The following is a 20,116-nucleotide window of genomic DNA, read 5'->3' on the forward strand; positions in this document are numbered from 1 at the left end:
CTACGGGGATCGGGCGGCGCGGCGGCGCCAGGCGCGGACGGGCGGGCGCTCACCGCGAGCCTTCGCGCTTGAGCAGTTCGGCCTTGCGCTCGACGCCCCAGCGGTAGCCGGAAATGCTGCCGTCGTTGCGCACCACGCGATGGCAGGGAATCGCCACCGCGATGGCGTTGGCGGCGCAGGCGCCCGCCACGGCGCGCGCGCCGCTCGGCACGCCCACCCGCTCGGCCAGTTCGGCGTAGCTGACGGTCTGCCCGGCCGGGATCTCGCGCAAGGCTTGCCACACGCGCTGCTGGAAGGCCGTGCCGCGCACGTCCAGCGGCAGGGCCAGGCCGATGCCCGGCGCCTCCACCAGACCTATCACCGCCGCCACCACCTGTTCGTAGTCCGGCTCGGCGCCGATCAGTTCCGCTTTCGGGAAGCGGTCCTGCAAGTCGCGCGCCAGCGCGTCCGGGTCGTCGCCGATCAGGATGGCGCAGATGCCCTTGTCCGTGCTGGCCACCAGGATGGCACCCAGCGAGCACTCGGCCACGGCGAAGCGGATCGCCGCGCCGCTGCCGCCGGCCTGGTAGGCGGTCGGCGTCATGCCCAGGGCGCCGGAGGACTGCGCGTAAAAGCGCCCGCTGGAGTTGAAGCCGGCCGCGTAGATGGCGTCCGTCACGCTGGCCTGCCCGGCAAGCCCGGCCTGGACCCGGCGCTGCTTCACGCCGGCCGCGTAGGCCTTGGGCGTGAGCCCGGTGTGGGCCTTGAAGATGCGGTGGAAATGGAAGCGGCTGATGCCGCCCGCTTCGGCCAGGCTGGCCAGGTCCGGCTCGCTCTCGGCCTCGTCGATCAGGCGGCACATCCGCGCCACCAGGGCGGCCTGGCGCTCGGCCAGCGGAGGCTGGTCCGGCTTGCAGCGCAGGCAGGGGCGGAAGCCGGCCGCCTCGGCTTCCTGCGCCGTGGCGTGGAAGCGCACATTGCCGCGCAGCGCGGGGCGCGAGCCGCACGAGGGGCGGCAGTAAATGCCGGTGGTGCGCACCGAATAGTAAAACTGGCCGTCGGCCTGGCCGTCGCGCTGCTGCACGGCGGCCCAGCGCTGTTCGTCATTGGTGAAGGTGGGTTTCATGGCCTGCTCCGTCATGGTGTCATTATGGGGCCATGCTATCGGGCCGCCAAGGCTGCCGCACTCCGGGTCTTGCTTTTGAATTCATGCCCTGATGCCCCTGCGCAATGCTAAAATCGCCACATGAACCAGCACACCAGCGAACCACAGGCAGCCGAAACCACTCCCATCTTCCAGCGCATCAAGGACCATTTGCTCGAGCAGATCGCCGCCGGCGTGTGGAAGGAGGGCGACGTGATCCCATCCGAACAGGCGCTGGTCAAGCAGTTCGGCGTGTCGCGCATGACGGTCAACCGCGCCGTGCGCGAACTGACCGCCGAACAGGTGCTCACGCGCCGCCAGGGCTCGGGCACCTATGTGGCGCAGCAAAAATACCAGGCCACGCTGCTGGAGATCAAAAGCATCGCCGACGAGGTGCGCGCGCGCGGCCATGCCCACCGCAGCAGCCTGCAGCTGCTGGAACAGAGCAAGGCCGGCGACCTGCTGGCCAAGCAGTTCGGGCTGCCGCCCGCTTCCGTGCTGTTCCATTCCGTGATCGTCCACTTTGAAAACGGCGTGCCCATCCAGGTGGAGGACCGCTGGGTCAACCCGGCCTGCGCGCCGCTCTACATGAGCCAGGACTTCGCCGCCATCACGCCCAACGAATACCTGATGGCCGCCGCGCCGCTGCAAGGGGCCACCTACAGCATCGAAGCGCTCAGCCCGCCGCGCGACATCGCCGACATGCTGGCCATCGACACCCGCCAGCCCTGCCTGGTGCTCAAGCGCCAGACCCGCTCGGCAGGCCAGGTGGCGTCCACCGCCACCATGTGGCACCCCGGCCACCGCTACCAGTTCGCCGGCAGTTTCGCCTGAGGCCGGAGGGCCGTCGCTTGCATGCTGCCAGCCGCGTGCAAGCCTGTGCCCGGAGGCCAAGAAGTAAACGCTTTTGTTAAAACTTCGATGCTATAGTTGACTGAACAAGATGGGGCTGCGGCCCCGTTCCATTGTGAAAGGGAAGCTCTTGCTGCACCGCCGTCTTCAGTCCAGTTTGCCGCCCGGCCGGCGCCGCCTGCGCTGGGCGGCCGCGCTGGCCTGCGCGCTGGCGGCGGGCGGCGCCGGGGCGGCCGAACCCATCACCGTGCAGCTGAAATGGCTGCACCAGTTCCAGTTCGCGGGCTACTACGCGGCGCAGGACAAGGGCTATTACCGCGACGCCGGACTGGACGTCACGCTGCGCGAGGCCCAGCCCGGCGCCGATCCGGTGCAGGCCGTGCTGGACGGCAAAGCCCAGTACGGCGTGGGCAATAGCACCCTGCTGCTCACGCGCGCGGCCGGCCAGCCGGTGGTGGTGCTGGCGTCCATCTTCCAGCACTCGGCGGCGGCGCTGCTGGTGCGGCGCGGCGAAGGCGGCAAGCCGCTGGACTGGCGCGGCAAGCGCCTGATGCTGGCGAACAACAACGACGAACTGCGCGCCTATCTGAAGCAGCAACAGGTCGACCTGGCCACGCTGCAAAACCTGCCGCACAGCTACAATCTGGATGACCTGATCAACGGCAAGGTGGACGCCATGTCGGGCTACACCTCGGAAGCGCCCTATCTGCTGGACCGCAGCAACCTGCGCTACGACATCGTGTCGCCGCGTTCGGCCGGCATCGATTTTTACGGCGACAACCTGTACACCACCGAGAGCGAGCTGCGCGAGCATCCCAAGCGCGCCGCCGCCATGCGCGCGGCCACCCTGCGCGGCTGGCAGTACGCCATGGCCCACCCGGGCGAAATCGCCGACCTGATACGCGCCCGCTACCCCAACAGCCACAGCCGCGAGCACCTGATGTTCGAGGCCCAGCAGACCAGCGCGCTGCTGGAGCAGCGCCTCATCGAGCTGGGCTACAGCAATCCGGCGCGCTGGCGCGCCATCGCCGACACCTACGCCAACCTGGGCATGATGCCGGCCGGCTTCCCGCTGGAAGGTTTTCTGTACCAGCCGCCGCCCAGCACGCTGGCCTGGCAGTACGGCGCCGGCGCGGCGCTGCTGGTGCTGCTGCTGGCGGTGGCCGGCTCGCTGCGCCTGCGCCGCCTGGGCCGGGAGCTGGCGGCGGCCCGCGAGCGCGCCCGCAAGGCCGAGCAGCTGACCAGTTTCGCGCTGGAAGGCACCGGCGACGGCGTATGGGACTGGCTGCCGCAGGCGGACGAGCTGACGCTGTCGCCGCGCTACTGCGAGATTCTGGGCCACGACCCGGCCGAGTTCAAGCCGGACACCCAGGGCGTGATGGCGCTGGTGCACCCGGACGACCTGGCCCGCGTGGGCAACGAATTCATGCTGCCGGCGGCCGAACCGGCGCCCGACGCGGCCGGGCGCACCGCGCTGTCCTGCGAGTTCCGCATCCGCTGCCGCGACGGCAGCTGGAAATGGGTGCTGGCGCGCGGCATGGTGGTGGCGCGCGACAGCACCGGGCGCGCGCTGCGCCTGACCGGCACGCTCGGCGACATCAGCGAGCGCACCGCCGCCGAGGAGGCGCGCGTGGCCGCCATCCTGGAAGCCACGCCGGCCGCCATGCTGCTGGCCGACCGCCGCGGCCATGTGCACCAGGCCAACACCGCCTGCGCCCAGTGCTTCGGCTACGCGCCGGAGCAGATGGCCGGCCTGTCGCTCGAGCAGCTGGTGCCCGACACCATGCGCAGCGCGCCGGGCCGTCCGCGCGAGCTGTTCAGCCGGCACGGCCTGCCGGGCCGCGTGCTGACCGCGCGCCGCCAGGACGGCAGCCACTTCCCCGCCATGGTGCAGCTGGCGCCGCTGCAGATGGCCGGCCAGGGCCTGGCCGTGCTGTCGCTGCGCGACATGACCCAGCGCCAGCGCGCCGAGGAGGCGCTGCAAGCCAATTCCGAACGCTACCGCCTGATCGTGCAGACCGCCGCCGAAGGCATCTGGATGACCGACGCCAGCGACCTGACCACCTTCGTCAATCCCACCATGGCGCGCATGCTGGGCTACGAGACCGAGGACATGGTGGGCCGGCCGATGAGCGCCTTCATGGACGAGGACGGCCAGGCCATGCTGCTGCGCCACCAGCGCCGGCGCAGCTCCGGCCAGGCCGAGCAGGGCGACGTGCGCTTCTTCCGCAAGGACCACACGCCGATGTGGGGCCTGCTGTCGACCACCCTGCTCAACGACGGCAGCGGCGCCTACGCCGGCACGCTGGCCATGATCACCGACATCAACGACCGCCGCCTGGCCGACCAGGCGCTGCGCAACTCCAGCCGCCGCATGGCCTCCGTCTTCAACGCCGTCACCAACGGCCTGGTGGTGCTCAACGGCGACGGTCTTATCCTGGAGAGCAACGCGGCCGCCGCGCGCATGCTGGGCGCGGCGGCCCACCCGGGCGCCGGCCTGTGGCCCGGCGTGCACGAGGACGGCCTGCCCTTCGCGCGCGACGAGCACCCGGTCTACCTGGCCCTGGTGTCGGGCCAGTCGGTGCGCGGCGTGGTGATGGGGGTGCGCCAGGCGGACGGCGGCCTGAGCTGGCTGTCCGTGAACGCCGAACCCATGCGCGACGAGCTGGGCGCCACGCCGATGGCGGTGGCCAGCCTGACCGACATCAGCTACCGCAAGCGCAGCGAGGACGCGCTGCGCCAGGGCGAGCAGCGGCTGCAGGAAATCATCAAGATGATGCCCACCGGCCTGTTCATCAAGGCGCCGGACGGCCGCTTCCTTTTGATGAACCCGGCCTGCGAGGCGCAGTTCGGCTACCGCTTCGACGAGCTGATGGGCGGCGACGACAGCGCCTTCCATTCGCCCGACGAGCTGGCCGCCTTCCGCGCGCGCGACGAGGCCGCCTTCGCCGGCGGCGTGATGCTGGACTACGAGGAAACCGTGTGGAACCCCACGCTGCGCGAGCAGCGCCACCTGCGCACCTTCAAGAATCCGGTGTTCGACGAGCGCGGCCAGCCGGCCTATCTGATCTGCATGTCGATCGACATCACCGACAGCAAGCACGCCGAGCAGGCGCTGCGCGAACTGAACGAACACCTGGAGGAGCGCGTGGCCCAGCGCACCGAGCAGCTCGACCAGGCCAAGCAGGTGGCCGAGGAGGCCAGCCTGGCCAAGGGCCAGTTCCTGGCCAATATGAGCCACGAGATCCGCACCCCGATGAACGGCGTGATCGGCATGGCCTACCTGGCGCTGAAAACCGACCTCGACCCGCGCCAGCGCGACTACCTGGAAAAAATCCGCTTCGCCGGCGAGCACCTGCTGGGCATCATCGACGACATCCTGGACATTTCCAAGATCGAGGCCGGCAAGCTGGAGATCGAGCAGGTCGACTTTGCGCTCGACCATGTGATCCAGACCCTGACCACGGTGGTGGCGCCCAAGGCGGCCGGCAAGGGCCTGAACCTGCTGTTCGAGCTGGACCCCACGCTGCCGCCGGTGCTGCGGGGCGACCCGCTGCGGCTGGGCCAGGTGCTGATCAACTACACCAATAACGCCATCAAGTTCAGCGAACAGGGCCACATCGTGGTGAAAGTGGTCAACGCGGTCAGCGACGCGGCGCACTGCCTGGTGCGTTTCGAGGTGCGCGACCACGGCATCGGCCTGTCGGAGGAGGAAATGGGCAAGCTGTTCCAGTCCTTCCAGCAGGCCGACACGTCCACCACGCGCGAATACGGCGGCACCGGCCTGGGCCTGGCCATCTGCAAGCAGCTGGCCCAGCTGATGGGCGGCGAGGTGGGCGTGCGCAGCGCGCCGGGCCAGGGCAGCACCTTCTGGTTCACGGCGCGGCTGGGCGTGTCGCCGCGCGCGGTGCCCGAGATTATCAACAGCGTGAGCGACGCCGCCGCCGAACTGGTGGCCAGCGCGCGCAGCGCCGCCGTCATGGCCACGCTGAAGGACGCCCGCATCCTGCTGGTGGAGGACAACACCTTCAACCAGCAGATCGCGCTGGAAATGCTGGAGGAGGTGGGCAGCGCGGTCTGCCTGGCCAACAACGGCGAGGAGGCGCTGGCCCTGCTGCGCCAGGCCAGTTTCGACTGCGTGCTGATGGATGTGCAGATGCCGCTGATGGACGGCCTGGAGGCCACCCGCCGCATCCGCGCCGACCCCGCGCTGGCCGAGCTGCGCGTGCTGGCCATGACGGCCACCGCCACCAGCGAGGACAGGGTGCGCTGCCTGGACGCCGGCATGGACGACTTCATCTCCAAGCCCATCCAGCCAGCGCTGATGTACCAGACCATCGCCAACTGGCTGCCGGCCCAGCGCGCCGAGGACGGCGATGCCCAGGCGGCCGGCGGCGCACCTGTCCCTGCTGTGCCGCCGCGCCCGCGCCCACCGGCCTTCCGCCCCACGCTGGCCGGCGACCCGGCGGTGATCGATTTGTCGGTGCTGGCCCAGCTGCTCGGCTACAATCCGCAGAAGATACGCAAGTTCGCCTTCAAGTTCCTGCAGACCACGCAGGCCGGCTTCGAGGAGATCGACGCGGCGCTGGCGCGCGGCGACGTGGCGCGCCTGCGCGAGCTGGGCCACCGCATCAAGTCCTCGGCGCGCACCGTGGGCGCCTTCGGCATGGCCGAGCTGTGCCTGGCGCTGGAGCAGCTGCCGTCCGTGCCGGGGCAAAGCCCGCAGGACGAACTGGCGCATGCGCGCGCGCTGTGCGCCGGCCTGTGGCCGCTGCTGGACCAGGTGACCGAAGTCATCATGAACAACACCACTTTCGCCAACGACAACTGAAAAGCGCGCAATGAGCAGTCAAGAAACAAGCCAAGAATCCCACTCCGCGCAAGCCACCCCGCTGCGCGTGCTGCTGCTGGACGACGACAGCTTCATGCTGGCCCTGCTGGAAGACATGCTGGACGAACTGGGCAGCTTCGACGTGGCCGGCGCCAGTTCCGCCAAGGCCGCGCTGGCGCTGCTGGCGCAGGCCCCGCCCGACCTGCTGATCTGCGACCTGTCCATGCCGGACATGGACGGCATTGAATTCCTGCGCCTGGCGGCCGAGGCCAGCTACCGGGGCGCGGTGGTGCTGCTGTCGGGCATGGACGCGGGCGTGCTGCGCGCCGCCGAGCGCCTGGCCATGGCGCAGGGACTGGCCATCCTGGGCGCGTGCAGCAAGCCGGTGGCGGCGACCGAACTGGGCCGCCTGGTGGCGCTGGCGGCCGCGCACCGGCAGTCCGCGCCGACGCCTTAAAAGCGTTGCTGTGCAACAACAGCAGCATTTTCCGCACAGGCGGCAAAAATGCGTTATTATTTGAGCTATCTCCCGCCTGTTATCCTCTTGCCATCTTTTAGGGCATCTGTTGAATTCATGGAATACGTCTCCATCTGCGGCCTGTAAGCCGGCAGCGTCCAGACGATATCCAGCGACAATGGCTAATCATCCAGGCGTAACTAACCCCTAGCTCCCATTGAGGGAAAAACATGAGCGAAAATATCAAACACATTTCCGATGCATCCTTTGAAGCCGACGTGCTGAAATCCGACCGGCCTGTGCTGGTCGATTTCTGGGCCGAATGGTGCGGTCCTTGCAAGAGCATCGCTCCCATCCTGGAAGAAGTCGCCAAGGAATACGACGGCAAGCTGACCATCGCCAAGCTGGACGTGGACTCCAACCAGGCCATTCCGGCCAAGTTCGGCATCCGCGGCATTCCAACGCTGATCCTGTTCAAGAACGGCGTGCCAGCGGCGCAAAAAGTCGGCGCGATGGCAAAAGGCCAGCTGACCTCTTTCATCGACAGCAATATTTAAGTAAGATAGGCGGCGCTGCGCCCGCAGCACCGCCTGCTTGGCCGGGAAATGGGCCACACCAGTTCCCTCTTTGATCAACCCCACGCAGTTCCCTCCCCTACCTTTTTCTTCCCGTCACGGGACACTCACACATATGCATCTATCTGAACTCAAGGCCTTACACGTCTCCGCTCTGCTGGAGATGGCGATCGGCCTGGACATCGACAACGCGGCCCGCCTGCGCAAGCAGGAACTGATGTTCGCCATCCTGAAGAAGCGCGCCAAATCCGGCGAGCAGATCTTCGGCGACGGCGCACTGGAAGTGCTGCCGGACGGCTTCGGCTTCCTGCGCTCGCCGGACGCGTCCTACATGGCGTCGACCGACGACATCTATATCTCGCCTTCGCAAATCCGCCGCTTCAATCTGCACACCGGCGATTCGATCGAAGGCGAAGTGCGCACGCCGAAAGACGGCGAGCGCTATTTCGCTCTGGTCAAGGTAGACAAGGTCAACGGCGAATCGCCGGAAGCCTCGAAGCACCGCATACTGTTTGAGAACCTGACGCCGCTGCACCCGAACGAGCCGCTGCGCCTTGAGCGCGAGATGAACGGCGCCGAGAACATCACCGGCCGCATCGTCGACCTGATCTCGCCGATCGGCAAGGGCCAGCGCGGCCTGCTGGTGGCTTCGCCGAAATCCGGTAAATCGGTCATGCTGCAGCACATTGCGCACGCCATCACCGCCAACCACCCGGACGTGACCCTGATCGTGCTGCTGATCGACGAACGTCCAGAGGAAGTGACGGAGATGCAGCGCTCGGTGCGCGGCGAAGTCGTGGCCTCCACCTTCGACGAGCCGGCCACCCGCCACGTGCAGGTGGCCGAGATGGTGCTGGAAAAAGCCAAGCGCCTGGTCGAAATGAAAAAAGACGTGGTCATCCTGCTGGATTCGATCACCCGCCTGGCGCGCGCCTACAACACCGTGATCCCTGCCTCCGGCAAGGTGCTGACCGGCGGTGTGGACGCCAACGCGCTGCAGCGTCCGAAGCGTTTCTTCGGTGCGGCACGCAATATCGAAGAAGGCGGCTCGCTGACCATTATCGCCACCGCGCTGATCGAAACCGGCTCGCGCATGGACGACGTGATCTACGAGGAATTCAAGGGTACCGGCAATATGGAGGTGCACCTGGAGCGCCGCCTGGCCGAGAAGCGCGTCTACCCGGCGATCAATCTGAACAAGTCCGGCACCCGCCGCGAGGAACTGCTGATCAAGGCCGACCAGCTGCAGAAGATCTGGATCCTGCGCAAGCTGCTGTACTCGATGGACGAGATCGAAGCGATGGAGTTCATCCTCGACAAGATGAAGGCCACGAAGACCAATCTGGAATTCTTCGACATGATGCGCCGCGGCGGCTAAGGCCATGGCGGGTTACGCTTCGCTAACCCGCCCTACGGTCTCGCCATGCGTAGGGCGGGTTAGCGCGCAGCGCGTAACCCGCCAATACGGCACATGACAAAAAGTGGCACAGCCCTCCGGCTTGCCGCTTTTTTTTATCCGCTGTATAATCGACGGTTGTTTTTAACCACCGGCAAGTGAGCGGCAATCGGGTCAAGAAGCTGGACGACCGACGAAGTGCTGTTTGGCTACCAAACCACAGAGAGAAGCACATGAAACCAGAAATCCATCCAGACTACCGCGAAGTTGTGTTCCACGACCTGTCGTGCGACTTCAAATTCATCACCCGTTCGACCATCGGCACCCGTGACACCATCACGCACGAAGGCAAAGAATACCCACTGGTGAAGATCGAGGTTTCCTCGGAATCGCACCCATTCTTCACTGGCCAGCACAAGATCGTCGACACCGCCGGCCGCGTGGAAAAATTCCGCCAGAAATTCGGCAAAGTCGGTTCCAAGACCGCGATTGCAGCAGGCTAATCTGCCTCCATGCACGAAAAAAGGCAGCTACGGCTGCCTTTTTTTCATTCATACTCATTCCTTTTTGCGCCCCTGCCGATGAAGCCTGTCCGTCTGCCCGCCGCCGCCACGCTCGCCCTGCCCCGCTGGGCCATCTACGCCCTGTTCCTGCTCTACATCCTGCCGGGACTGATCGGGCGCGAGCCGTGGAAGAGCGACGACGCGGCCAGCTTCGGCATCATGTGGACCATGGCGCAAGGCGGCCTGCAGGACTGGCTGTGGCCCAATATCGCCGGCCTGCCCATGCCCGACGAAGGCCCGCTGGCGTTCTGGCTGGGCGCCGCCTGCATCAAGCTGTTCAGCTGGCTGCTCGGCGACGTGCTGGCCGCGCGCGTGTCCACCATCTTCGTCTTCCTGCTGGGCGTGCTGTCGCTGTGGTACGTCACCTTCGCGCTGGGCCGCCGCCAGGACGCCCAGCCCCTGAAACTGGCCTTCGGCGGCCAGCCGGCGCCGGACGACTTCGGCCGCACCCTGGCCGACGCGGCCAGCCTGATCTACCTGGGCTGCCTGGGCCTGCTGGTGCAGAGCCACGTCACCACCGCCGAGCCGCTGCAGGTGGCCCTGCTGTCGCTGCTGCTGTACCGCTCGGTGCGCTACATGGAGCTGCCTTCGCTGCGCAATGCCGCCCTGATCGGCCTGGCGCTCGGCCTGATGGTGCTGGCGCGCGGCTGGCTGGCCCCGGCTTTCCTGCTGCTGGCCCTGTTCCTGTGCGCGCAATTCCTGGCCATGCCGGCCCGCCGCACCCTGCGCGACCTGGCCGTGGCCGCCGCCGTGGGCGCGCTGGCCACCCTGCCGTGGCTGCTGCCCGCCGTGCTCAGCCACGGCGGCGCGCAGCTGGCCGCCTGGATGCAATGGAACTACGCGCAGATCAGCCTGCCGTCGCTGCAGTCGCTGGCCTATTTCCTGCGCGTGGGCGTGTGGTTCTTCTGGCCGGCCTGGCCCTTCGCCGCCTGGGCCGTGTACGCCTGGCGCCGCCAGACCCGCGTGCTGCACATCGTGGTGCCGGTCACCTTCGCCAGCATGGCCGCGCTGCTGGCCCTGTTCCACCCCGCGCCCGAGCAAGGCCAGCTGCTGCTGCTGCTGCCGCCGCTGGCCATCATGGCCGCCTTCGGCCTGCTGACCATGAAGCGCGGCGCCATCAACGCCATCGACTGGTTCTCCGTCATGGTGCTGACGCTGTGCGCCGCCATCCTGTGGGTGTTCTGGAGCGCCATGCTGACCGGCTGGCCCGCGAAGGCGGCCCACAACGCGCTCAAGCTGGTGCCCGGCTTCACGCCCGAATTCCACACGCCGGCCGTGCTGGTGGCCTTCTGCGCCACCGTGGGCTGGTTCCTGCTGGTGCACTGGCGCCTGTCGCGCCAGCCCGCCGTGCTGTGGCGCGCCGTGGTGCTGTCGTCCGGCGGCCTGATCCTGGTCTGGGTGCTGGCCATGACCTTGTTCCTGCCGGCCGCCAACTACAGCAAGAGCTACGCCACCGTGGCGCGCCAGGCCGCCGCCGCGCTGCCGGCCGGCGTCGGCTGCGTGGAAACCAATGTGGCCCCGGCCCAGCGCGCCGCCTTCGTCTACTTCGGCAAGCTGCCGTTCGGCAAGCCGGGCGTGGATTGCCCATTGTTGTTGCTGCAAGACAACATCCGTATCGAGGACAGCCAGGAGCTGGCGCCGCAGTACCGCGCGCCGCACTGGGAGCAGATCTGGGACGGCCGCCGCGCCTCCGACCGCCAGGAGCGGTTCAGGCTGTACCGCCGCGTGCAGTAAGGGATTGCGCGCGGGCAGCATGCTATGCTGTGCTCAATCACGAGAGTCTTCATGGCAATGAGAATTACTTTACTGGCAATGTTCTTCAGCGCGGCGCAGGCTTATGCAGGCCCGCCGGAAACGCTGTTCATTGCCGGCGAGCATAGCCCGCCCGCCAGCTGGAAGGAAGGCGAGCTGGTCACCGGCCGCGAAACGGACAAAGTGCGCGAGCTGCTGGCCCGCGCCGGCGTGCCTTACCAGATCGACATCCTGCCCTGGAAGCGCGCCTACACCATGGCGCAGCGCCAGCCCAACACCTGCGTCTACTCCACCTCCCGCACGCCCGAGCGCGAGCAGCAATTCAAATGGATAGGCCCGACCGACGAGGCCGAATGGGTGTTCATCGGCCGCACCGACCACAGCTTCCCGCTGCGCACGCTGGAGGACGCCCGCCCGCTGCGCATCGGCACCTACAACGGCGACGCGCGCGACGAGTTCCTGCGCGCGCGCGGCTTCAACGTGGAACCGGTGCAGAACGACGCCTCCAACCCCAAGAAACTGCTGCTCGGGCGCATAGACCTGTGGGCCATCGGCATGCGCGCCGGCAGCAATGTGCTGGCGCAATTCCCCGCCATCGAACGCGGCGAACTGGCCCCGCTGCTCAGCTTCCACAAGGTGAAAGTCTACCTGGCCTGCAACCCGGCCCTGCCGGACGCGCTGGCCGACAAGATGAACGCGGCCCTGGACAGCATGCGCCGCGACGGCACCTTCATCCGCCTGGAACGCAAGTACACCCAGTTGGAAAAACAAAAATAGTCCTTGTAATCAAGGAATTATCAAGCTGTCCACATGTCGCCGGGCAGAGTTTTTTCTCGCGCAAACTGCACACAAAACAGGCAGGGCACGCTATAGTGCTGGCTAGCAATGCTGGTTCCGCCCCACCCTGCGCCCAGCCCCATACGACATCCCGGCCCCAGCCCGCCGGCAGTCCGCAGAGTCCAACACCATGTTCAACATCTACAAGCTTCAGCTCGCGCTCAGGAACACCTGGGTCCGTGTCGCCCTGCTGGCCGTCATTGTGCTGGCCATCGCCATCGCCGCCTGGCGCAGCAATGTGGAGCAGGACGGCGCTCCGGTGCTGCGTTCGCAGAACATCGCCGAGATCACCGCGCTGGCCGGCCAGCGCGCGCGCCTGGACTACCTGCTGGTGGCCAAGCCGCTGTCGGAAGCGCCGCGCTACATCTACAAGTTCAAGGACGCGCCCGAGCTGCACGTGGTGAAAGTGCCCAGCACCTCCCACCTGAGCCTGGAGCGCGAAGTGCTGCTGCGCAACGCCATTCCCTACGGCATCGCGCAGGAGGACTGGCTGGCCAGCCACAAGGCGGTGCTGCAGGACGACGGCGGCACGCTCGCGCCCGCGCGCGACTTCCTGCAGCGCCACGCTTTCGACATCACCGTGGTGCTGCTGCTGTTGCTGGGGCTGAAGTTCGGCCTGCCCGGCATGGGCATGAACGCCAGCGTGATCACGCCGGACCAGCTGAAGGGCAGCCTGGACGACCTGATCGGCATGGACGATATCAAGCAGGAAGTGCTGCACCTGGAAGACATGATACGCAACCGCCGCGTCTACCAGTCGCACAACATCGACAAGCCCTTCAACGTGATGCTGACCGGCCCGGCGGGCACCGGCAAGACCAAGCTGGCCGGCTACCTGGCCAAGCGCCTCAACATGCCGCTGATCCAGGCCTCGGGTTCGGCGCTGGAATCGGGCTATATCGGCGGCGGCTCCAAGGCGCTCAACGCGCTGTACAAGAAAGCCTGCGCGCGCGGCTCCTGCATCATTTTCCTGGATGAAGCGCAGACCCTGTTCATGCCGCGCGGACGCGGCGAAAAGAAATGGGAAGACGACACCGCCAACACCCTGCTCGGCCTGCTGGACGGCGTGAAGAAGGAAGAAGGCGCGCACGTGATCTGGGTGGTGGCCTCCAACTTCGACGACAGCAGCTCGCAGATGGACGAGGCCATGCTGCGCCGCTTCTCGGTGAAGATCAACTTCCGCCTGCCGAACAAGAGCGAGCGCGCGCAGCTGCTCGAGTCCTTCCTCAAGCGCAAGCAGGAAGGCTGCGTGGACTGGCACAAGCTGGACCTGGACCAGGTGGCCGAGATCACCGCCAACCTCAGCCCGGCGCTGCTGGAAACGGTGGTGGAGCGCGCCAGCATGATCGCCATCCAGGAAGGCAAGATCATCGACACGGACCTGATGTTCCGCGCCTTCGAGCGCGCCACCATAGGTCTGACCGACCGCGCCACCACGGCCGAGAAAACCCGCCAGCGCGAGCGCATCGCCTTGCACGAGCTGGGCCACTTCTTCATGCAGATCGACCCCTATTTGCGCCAGGGCCTGCCGCTGCACGAGGTGAAGGAAAAATCGCACCTGCTCAAGATCAGCACCGAGTCGGTGTCCAAGCTGGGCGCGCTGGGCTATGTGCTGTCGGCCGGCGACGACATGGCGCTGCGCACGCTGGAAGAACTGGAACAGGACGTGATCCAGCTGTACGGCGGCGTGGCGGCGGAAGAGCTGTTCTACGGCGCGCGCGGCATCTCCGTCGGCAGCCAGAACGACATCCAGAAAGCCACGCGCCTGCTCGACACCATGGTCAACCAGCTGTCGATGTACACGCGCTCCAAGCTGGACTACAGCCAGTTCAAGCGCGAAGGCGGCGAGCACACGCTGGTGCAGGTGGAAGCGAAAGCCGACCAGCTCTACAGCTACACGCTGGGCGCCATCGGCGACTACCGCGCCGCCATGGAATCCATCAAGGACGAGCTGCTGGAACGCTACGTGCTGTCGAAGGACGACATCTTCGCGCTGCTGGAAGAGCGGCTGGACACGGCGCCGCTGCAGCGCGCCGCGTAAGCCGGCAACGCTAGCGCGACGCCATCATCACCGTATCGGCCGGCAGCGCAACACTGGTCACGAGCCGCTCGTAATTGCGTATCGTGATGGCGTTGCCCCGATCGCCGAACTCCATGCGCGCGCCGGAGAAGGTGGTGAATACCCCCTGCGCGCGCGGCAGTATTTCCATCCTCGGCTCGCCATCCAGGCGCACGAAATAGCGCTGCCCGCGCTGCGAGAACGCGATGCGCTGGCCGTTGCTCAACAGGTAGGAAGACGCGTACTCATCGAACTCGCCGGGCGCCAGCCGCATGGTCTGCGGCGCCTTGATCTGGACGCTGTCCGCCTGCGGATCAGCATAAGCGCCGGGCATGCCCAGCCACAGGGCCGCGCAAACGGCGGCGCCAAAATAGACTCTCATGGTGCACTCCAATCAGCGGATAGGCCGCTGCCGCATCACTCCATACTAGCAGTCATGCGGCAGAGCGTAACTTGCAATTGCACTGATTATTTCTATCCCTGCACACCAGCTGATAGCCCTTAGGTAAAGGCGCGCTTTAACGGCGGGCGAGTACCGTCACACCGGTGGCGGGCATTTTGTGCGCCATCGGCAGGCGTTCCAGGTTGTCGATGGCAACCACGTCGCCGCCTTCGCGGAACTCGATGCGGGTGCCGGCGGCGGTCTTGAACACGCCCGGCGCCTGCGGATACATCTCGGTGCGCGACTCGCCCGGCACTTCGGCGTAGTAGCGATTCACGGTGCTGGAGAATTTGATCTTGCTGCCGCTGTCGAGCACAAACAGATTGGCGTACTCGTTAAACTCGGCAGGCGCCAGCTTGTAGCCGCTGCGCTTGATCTGCACGCTGTCGGCGTTGTCGCCAACGACCTGCGGGCCGGCGATGGCGCCGCTGGCGAAGATGGAAAGGGCGGCAGCTGCTGCCATTGCGACGAATGCTTTTTTCATGATGCTTCTCCGTATGCTGGTTGACCTGGTGGTCACCGCTGTTCTCGTTTTAGCGGGGACAGGTTCACAATAGCAAAGCGGATTTCGCGCCGCAGCCGGCGCGCGACAAACGGTGGATTTGCGGGGGCGAACTGCAGTCCGCACGGACAGGCGGTGAAGCGGCGGAGTAAGATAAGCGCATGCAGATCCGACCTTACCGGCGCGGCGAAGAAGCCCAGCTGCGCGCCATCTTCCACGCCTCCGTGCACGGCCTCGCCAGCCGCCACTACACGGCCGAGCAGCTGCGCGCGTGGGCGCCGGAGCAGTACGATGCCGCATTGTGGGAACAGCGCATGCGCGCCAACCAGAGCTGGGTGGTGGAGCTGGACGGCGCGCTGGCCGCCTTCGCCGACCTGCAGCCGTCCGGTTATATAGACATGTTCTTCGTGGCCCCGCCGTACGCAGGGCGCGGCATCGGCCAGGCGCTGCTGCGGCACCTGTTCGGGCTGGCGGCCGAGCGCCGCATCGCCGTGCTGCGCTCCGACGTCAGCCTGACCGCCGAGCCCTTCTTCGCCCGCCACGGCTTCACGATTGAAACCCGCAACGAAATCGCCACCCGCGGCGAACTGCTCTCCAACGCCACTATGCGCAAGCTGATGCCCGGCTTCTAGACCTTCATCGGCAAAATCACCATTTGCAAGCCCTCCAGGTGCAGGCGGCGCTGGATGGCGAGGGAGGCCTGGTTGTGCAGGGCGCGGGTGAACCAGTTGTCGGAGGAGAAAATGAGCTTGCTGGTAAAGAAGATCGCGTTCGGGAATTCATTGCTGATTTCTTCGCACATGCGCGTCACCTCTTCCACCGCCTCGGTGCCGAAGCCGAGATAGGACGAGGACGCCATGCCGTGGCTGTGGCAGAAGTCCACGAAGTATTCCAGCGTGGTTTCCGCGTCGCTGCGCATCTGCTCCAGCGCGCCTTCGCCGCCGTAGGCGTGCGAGTCGACCGTGCGCGCATTGATGAACAGGAAATTCTTGAAGTGGCCCGGGAACATGCGCTGCACCCACAGCAGCGCGTGCAAGCCGCCGCCGCGCGAATTGCCGACGATGAAAACCGCCGTCTGGTCCTGCGGGTCCGGCTCCACCGCTTCTGTGTTGCTGCCGAAAGGCTGGCTGGCGAACACCTCGTCCACCGAATGGATGGCGCGCTTGGTTTCACGGTAATGGTTGCGCACCACCACGCACATGGCGGCGATGGCGCCGATGATCAGCGCCGTCGCCCACCCGCCTTCGGCAAAGCGCTCGATCAGCAGCAGCGCCAGGATGCCCGCGCAGATCGTGAAGCCGACCAGCGACAGCAGGAAGCGCCCGAACCAGCGCCGGTTCTTCTTGCGGTTGCGCACCCAGTACAGGCACAGGCCGAACAGGGAAATGGCAAAGGTCAGGAACACGGAGATGGAATACAGCACCACCAGCAGGGTGACGCTGCCGCCGGTCCACCACAGGACGGCCAGCGCGGCCAGGCCCATCACCAGGATGCCGTTCTGCGTCACCAGCCGGGTCGACAGGTAGCGGAATTTGTGCGGCACCCAGGAGTCGGCCGCCATATTGGCCAGCACCGACGGGCCGCCCAGGAAGCCGGTGTTGGCCGCCACGAACAGCAGCCCCGCCTCGAACGCCAGCACCACCGCCAGCAGCAGCTGGTTCAGCATCGGCCCGCCCAGCCCCATGTGGTTGATGATGCTCTTGAAGGTGGACGCGTTCAGCGTTTCGCCCGCGACCGGCTGCGCGTCCCACAGCAGGTAGAGCATGATGATGCCGCCCGCCGTCACCGCCAGCGAAAGCGCCATGTAGAGCATGGTCATTTTGCCGGTGCGCACGCGCGGCTCGGCCAGCAGATTGACGTTGTTGGACACCGCCTCCAGCCCGGTATAGGTGCCCCCGCCCTGCGAGTAGGCCAGCAGCAGCATGCCGGCCACGCCGGTCCAGCCTATTCCCTGCGCCAGGCTGACGGTTTCGTTCAGCGTGCTGGGCACCAGGCCGGGCAGGTTTTCCGCGTGCGCGTAGACGCCGTACACGATCAGTATCAAATGGGTGATAACGAAGCCGACAAAGATGGGCAGCAGGATCTGGATCGCTTCCTTGAGGCCGCGCAGATTCATCACGATCAGCAGGCCGATGAAGAACACCTCGGCCCACAGCTTGTAGGGCTGGAAGCCGAGCGGCAGGAAGGACGCCAGCGCGTCCACGCCGGAGGCGATGGAGATGGCGATGGTGAGCACATAGTCGAGCACCAGCGCGCAGCCGGAAATGAGGCCCATGTAGGGCCCCACCAGCTTGGTGGCCACGCGGTAGCCGCCGCCCCCGGTCGGGAACAGTTCGATCACCTGGTTGTAGGCCAGCGCGATAATGAAGACGGTGATGGCGGTGGCGACGGCCATATACAGGCCGAGGTGGGTGTGCGCGCCCAGCGCGCGGAAGGTCTCTTCCGGACCGTAGGCGGACGAGGACAGGCCGTCGGCCCCCAGCCCCACCCATGCCAGGAAGGCCACCAGCGCCATCGAGTGGCGGGTCTCGCTGCGCATCGGGTCGAGCGCCTTGCCGAGGATAAGTTCGCGTATCTTCTTGTTTTTCATGCCTTTGGCGCCCGCTGGGGGCGGTTTGCATCGGTAGCCAGAATGATGACACAGCCGGACCATGCGCAGGCTTACAATTTCAGCGGGGCTGGACTATAATGCATGCCTTGCGCGTACCGTGCCGCCCTGGTGGTGGAACTGGTAGACACAGCAGACTCAAAATCTGCCGAAGAAATTCGTGCCGGTTCGATTCCGGCCCGGGGCACCATTACCGCATAGCTCACCGCAGCACCCACACTCAGAACCCGCATGTCTTCCAGGCAGTGCGGGTTTTTTGTTTCTTGCACTGCATCACTCTATACCATCCCATTGCGTCGAAATACCGTCATCTCGTACCTGTTCCACTTCTCGAACGGCAGCAAGCGTGACGCTATCATGGAAGGTCAGATACGTGGCTGAAGAAAGAAACGGATTAAGGCATGCCGTCAACGGGCCACGTAAGCTACAACGGCGGTACCATCGGCAATCAGGCCCATACTGCTGGGCATACTCAGTAAGTGAGTCGCATCGATACTGGATTGGTCATAAGGCAGCTGGGGCTGCACACATATATTGCAGTGCTCGCCTACCAGAGCCACAATCAGATTAAGGTGGCCTCCCCCTGAGGGAGGCCAAAGGCAAGCCCCCCCCCTTCTGAGGTGCAGGACTAATCCATCCGTCGAAATTTTTTCGGCGATGGTTTATAAACGGAAAAGTCGAATTGCCCGGCAAGTCCGATGAGGAAAGTCTTCCATCATTGGAGACCATTAAAGCCTTTATTCAGCCCACTCGGCGAGGCCATAGAACGTGTCAAGCGCGCGGTTGGTCAATGAGCTTAACCGTATACGCGCGATACCTTGTCACGCAAGCCCGACACTGCGTCAACAGTCCTCTACGCGCTCAAACTGTGGCCGGCACTGCTGCGCTACTGCGATCGACTCGTTGATCGGCAGGGCCAAGCTGAACGCTATCGACCACGAAGCCTAGCGTCACCTGCTGACGCTTATCGCCGATCCCCGTCCACCGAGTTGATGAATTCTTGCCTTAAAACTACAACTTGCTAGCAGCTCCCCGATTTGACGCCCCCACCAGCAGGGGGATGCCAGCATCGATCAAATTTCCAAACCGCTCAAGACAGCGCTGGCGCGACGCTTACCTTCCTGGCGGAATACTCGCCTCATCTGAACCCACACGACATATCTGGGCGCACGTGGAAGGCAAGGTGTCACGTAAACTGGTGATCGACAAGGCCAACATGAAACGCTTGGCCATCAGTGCCTTGCGCAGCTTGCAAAACCCACCTGCAAAAGTAGCCCGCTTTTCAGGCCGCTTGAGTGCAGGCATATTGGCATGTAACTTCACCTTAGGAAGTTAATAACTAGCTAAATGGTATTGAGAAATATTTGAAAAAAGTGACTTTTTGATAGAATTGCAACATAATTCCCGTGATAACGTTGCTCAATTGGCAGCAATGAGAATCTCGCTCTTAAAATAAAAGTAAATAAAATGAAGAAAGAAATAGCTATTTGGATTTCTGCGATCAATTTCTTGAACCCTGCATTTGCGGCCCCTGTCAGAAATGATGATGGACAGATAGCACAGCGCACAGCAATGTGCAACTTTATCTACGCCCGCCTGTATGAGACGACTTCTGAATTGATAGATCAGAAAAAAAACGAAATAGACTTACAAGAAAAATCTATTACCAACAACGCAATCTCGTATAACACGGCAGCCATTCGAGTTAGATTTATAAGGAAAGAAAAAGGCCCAGTGATTATATCAGCAAAATATTCAAAGAATTATTTCGAAAAAAAAATACAAAAAAAAGATATTTTTCTCAAAATTTTACTCAAGAACAGCTTTGACGTAAAAGATGAGATTAACGACGGGTGTGACACTAATGATATAAATATTAAATTTCTTAATAACGAAGTTCAAGAAGTTACAATTTCCTCACACTACCTGGACTAATTTATGCCACTATCGAACCCAACTGATACCTCTTACGGCCCAGGCGGTCAATTTCGCTGAGCACAGCGGAGAAGCTGTCGATGACCGCCTTGGTGGTGGCGTTGTCCATCTTGGCGAGCACCACAAAGCCGGTCGTGCGTTCGACCAGCGTGCCGACCGACGAGCGGTTGGCGGCGCCTTTGAT

General features: G+C 64.6%; 16 protein-coding genes, 1 tRNA gene and 1 pseudogene. 13 read left to right on the forward strand and 5 right to left on the reverse strand.

The window, feature by feature from the left end; all coding sequences use genetic code 11:
• Positions 1 to 49: 49 nt before the first annotated feature.
• Positions 50 to 1,105, reverse strand: coding sequence for a bifunctional DNA-binding transcriptional regulator/O6-methylguanine-DNA methyltransferase Ada (ada, locus tag GTP77_RS14420; RefSeq protein ID WP_161072850.1), 1,056 nt, complete (start codon positions 1,103 to 1,105; stop codon positions 50 to 52).
• A 120-nt stretch (positions 1,106 to 1,225) separates the two neighbouring features.
• Here ada and hutC point away from each other — a divergent pair, with 120 nt between their 5' ends.
• From hutC to GTP77_RS14465, 9 genes are all read left to right on the forward strand, one after another.
• Positions 1,226 to 1,957, forward strand: coding sequence for a histidine utilization transcriptional repressor HutC (hutC, locus tag GTP77_RS14425; RefSeq protein ID WP_161072851.1), 732 nt, complete (start codon positions 1,226 to 1,228; stop codon positions 1,955 to 1,957).
• A 148-nt stretch (positions 1,958 to 2,105) separates the two neighbouring features.
• Positions 2,106 to 6,806 (forward strand): PAS domain S-box protein, encoded by a 4,701-nt coding sequence (locus GTP77_RS14430; protein ID WP_161072852.1) that lies wholly within the window; start codon positions 2,106 to 2,108, stop codon positions 6,804 to 6,806.
• A 10-nt stretch (positions 6,807 to 6,816) separates the two neighbouring features.
• Positions 6,817 to 7,263 carry a response regulator gene (locus GTP77_RS14435; protein ID WP_229202192.1) on the forward strand — a complete coding sequence of 149 codons (447 nt, stop codon included), beginning with the start codon at positions 6,817 to 6,819 and terminating at the stop codon, positions 7,261 to 7,263.
• Between the two features lie 230 nt (positions 7,264 to 7,493).
• Entirely contained in the window at positions 7,494 to 7,820 is a 327-nt protein-coding gene (trxA, locus tag GTP77_RS14440; RefSeq protein ID WP_161072853.1) for a thioredoxin TrxA, read from the forward strand.
• Between the two features lie 133 nt (positions 7,821 to 7,953).
• Positions 7,954 to 9,216, forward strand: a complete 1,263-nt coding sequence (gene rho / locus GTP77_RS14445; protein WP_057153038.1) for a transcription termination factor Rho — start codon at positions 7,954 to 7,956, stop codon at positions 9,214 to 9,216.
• Between the two features lie 251 nt (positions 9,217 to 9,467).
• Positions 9,468 to 9,737: a type B 50S ribosomal protein L31 gene (locus GTP77_RS14450; protein ID WP_161072854.1), complete on the forward strand. Its 270-nt coding sequence runs from the start codon at positions 9,468 to 9,470 to the stop codon at positions 9,735 to 9,737.
• 78 nt (positions 9,738 to 9,815) lie between these two features.
• Positions 9,816 to 11,531 carry an ArnT family glycosyltransferase gene (locus GTP77_RS14455; protein ID WP_161072855.1) on the forward strand — a complete coding sequence of 572 codons (1,716 nt, stop codon included), beginning with the start codon at positions 9,816 to 9,818 and terminating at the stop codon, positions 11,529 to 11,531.
• Positions 11,532 to 11,582: 51 nt separating this feature from the next.
• Positions 11,583 to 12,326, forward strand: a complete 744-nt coding sequence (locus tag GTP77_RS14460; protein ID WP_228893878.1) for a substrate-binding periplasmic protein — start codon at positions 11,583 to 11,585, stop codon at positions 12,324 to 12,326.
• A gap of 190 nt (positions 12,327 to 12,516) precedes the next feature.
• Positions 12,517 to 14,427 carry an AAA family ATPase gene (locus GTP77_RS14465; protein ID WP_161072856.1) on the forward strand — a complete coding sequence of 637 codons (1,911 nt, stop codon included), beginning with the start codon at positions 12,517 to 12,519 and terminating at the stop codon, positions 14,425 to 14,427.
• Between the two features lie 10 nt (positions 14,428 to 14,437).
• On the opposite strand, the gene GTP77_RS14470 is transcribed toward GTP77_RS14465, so the two are convergent.
• Entirely contained in the window at positions 14,438 to 14,827 is a 390-nt protein-coding gene (locus tag GTP77_RS14470; protein ID WP_161072857.1) for a hypothetical protein, read from the reverse strand.
• Positions 14,828 to 14,963: 136 nt separating this feature from the next.
• Complete coding sequence (locus tag GTP77_RS14475; protein WP_161072858.1) at positions 14,964 to 15,371, reverse strand: hypothetical protein; 408 nt, start codon at positions 15,369 to 15,371, stop codon at positions 14,964 to 14,966.
• A 179-nt stretch (positions 15,372 to 15,550) separates the two neighbouring features.
• Between GTP77_RS14475 and GTP77_RS14480 the strand changes: the two genes are divergently transcribed.
• Positions 15,551 to 16,021 carry a GNAT family N-acetyltransferase gene (locus tag GTP77_RS14480; RefSeq protein WP_161072859.1) on the forward strand — a complete coding sequence of 157 codons (471 nt, stop codon included), beginning with the start codon at positions 15,551 to 15,553 and terminating at the stop codon, positions 16,019 to 16,021.
• Here the strand turns inward: GTP77_RS14480 and GTP77_RS14485 are convergent.
• Positions 16,018 to 17,979, reverse strand: coding sequence for an APC family permease (locus GTP77_RS14485; protein WP_161072860.1), 1,962 nt, complete (start codon positions 17,977 to 17,979; stop codon positions 16,018 to 16,020). The two genes, GTP77_RS14480 and GTP77_RS14485, sit on opposite strands and share 4 nt — an antisense overlap.
• A gap of 123 nt (positions 17,980 to 18,102) precedes the next feature.
• Between GTP77_RS14485 and GTP77_RS14490 the strand changes: the two genes are divergently transcribed.
• From GTP77_RS14490 to GTP77_RS14500, 3 genes are all read left to right on the forward strand, one after another.
• Positions 18,103 to 18,187: transfer RNA gene (locus GTP77_RS14490), tRNA-Leu, on the forward strand.
• Positions 18,188 to 19,057: 870 nt separating this feature from the next.
• Entirely contained in the window at positions 19,058 to 19,333 is a 276-nt protein-coding gene (locus GTP77_RS14495; RefSeq protein WP_161072861.1) for a hypothetical protein, read from the forward strand.
• Positions 19,334 to 19,464: 131 nt separating this feature from the next.
• On the forward strand, positions 19,465 to 19,932 hold the full coding sequence (locus GTP77_RS14500) for a hypothetical protein (protein ID WP_161072862.1): 468 nt from the start codon (positions 19,465 to 19,467) through the stop codon (positions 19,930 to 19,932).
• 31 nt (positions 19,933 to 19,963) lie between these two features.
• On the opposite strand, the pseudogene GTP77_RS14505 reads toward GTP77_RS14500, so the two are convergent.
• Positions 19,964 to 20,116: pseudogene (locus tag GTP77_RS14505) on the reverse strand (IS30 family transposase); the annotation flags it as partial.

The organism is Pseudoduganella aquatica, assembly GCF_009857595.1.
Classification (GTDB): Bacteria; Pseudomonadota; Gammaproteobacteria; order Burkholderiales; family Burkholderiaceae_D; genus Rugamonas; species Rugamonas aquatica_A.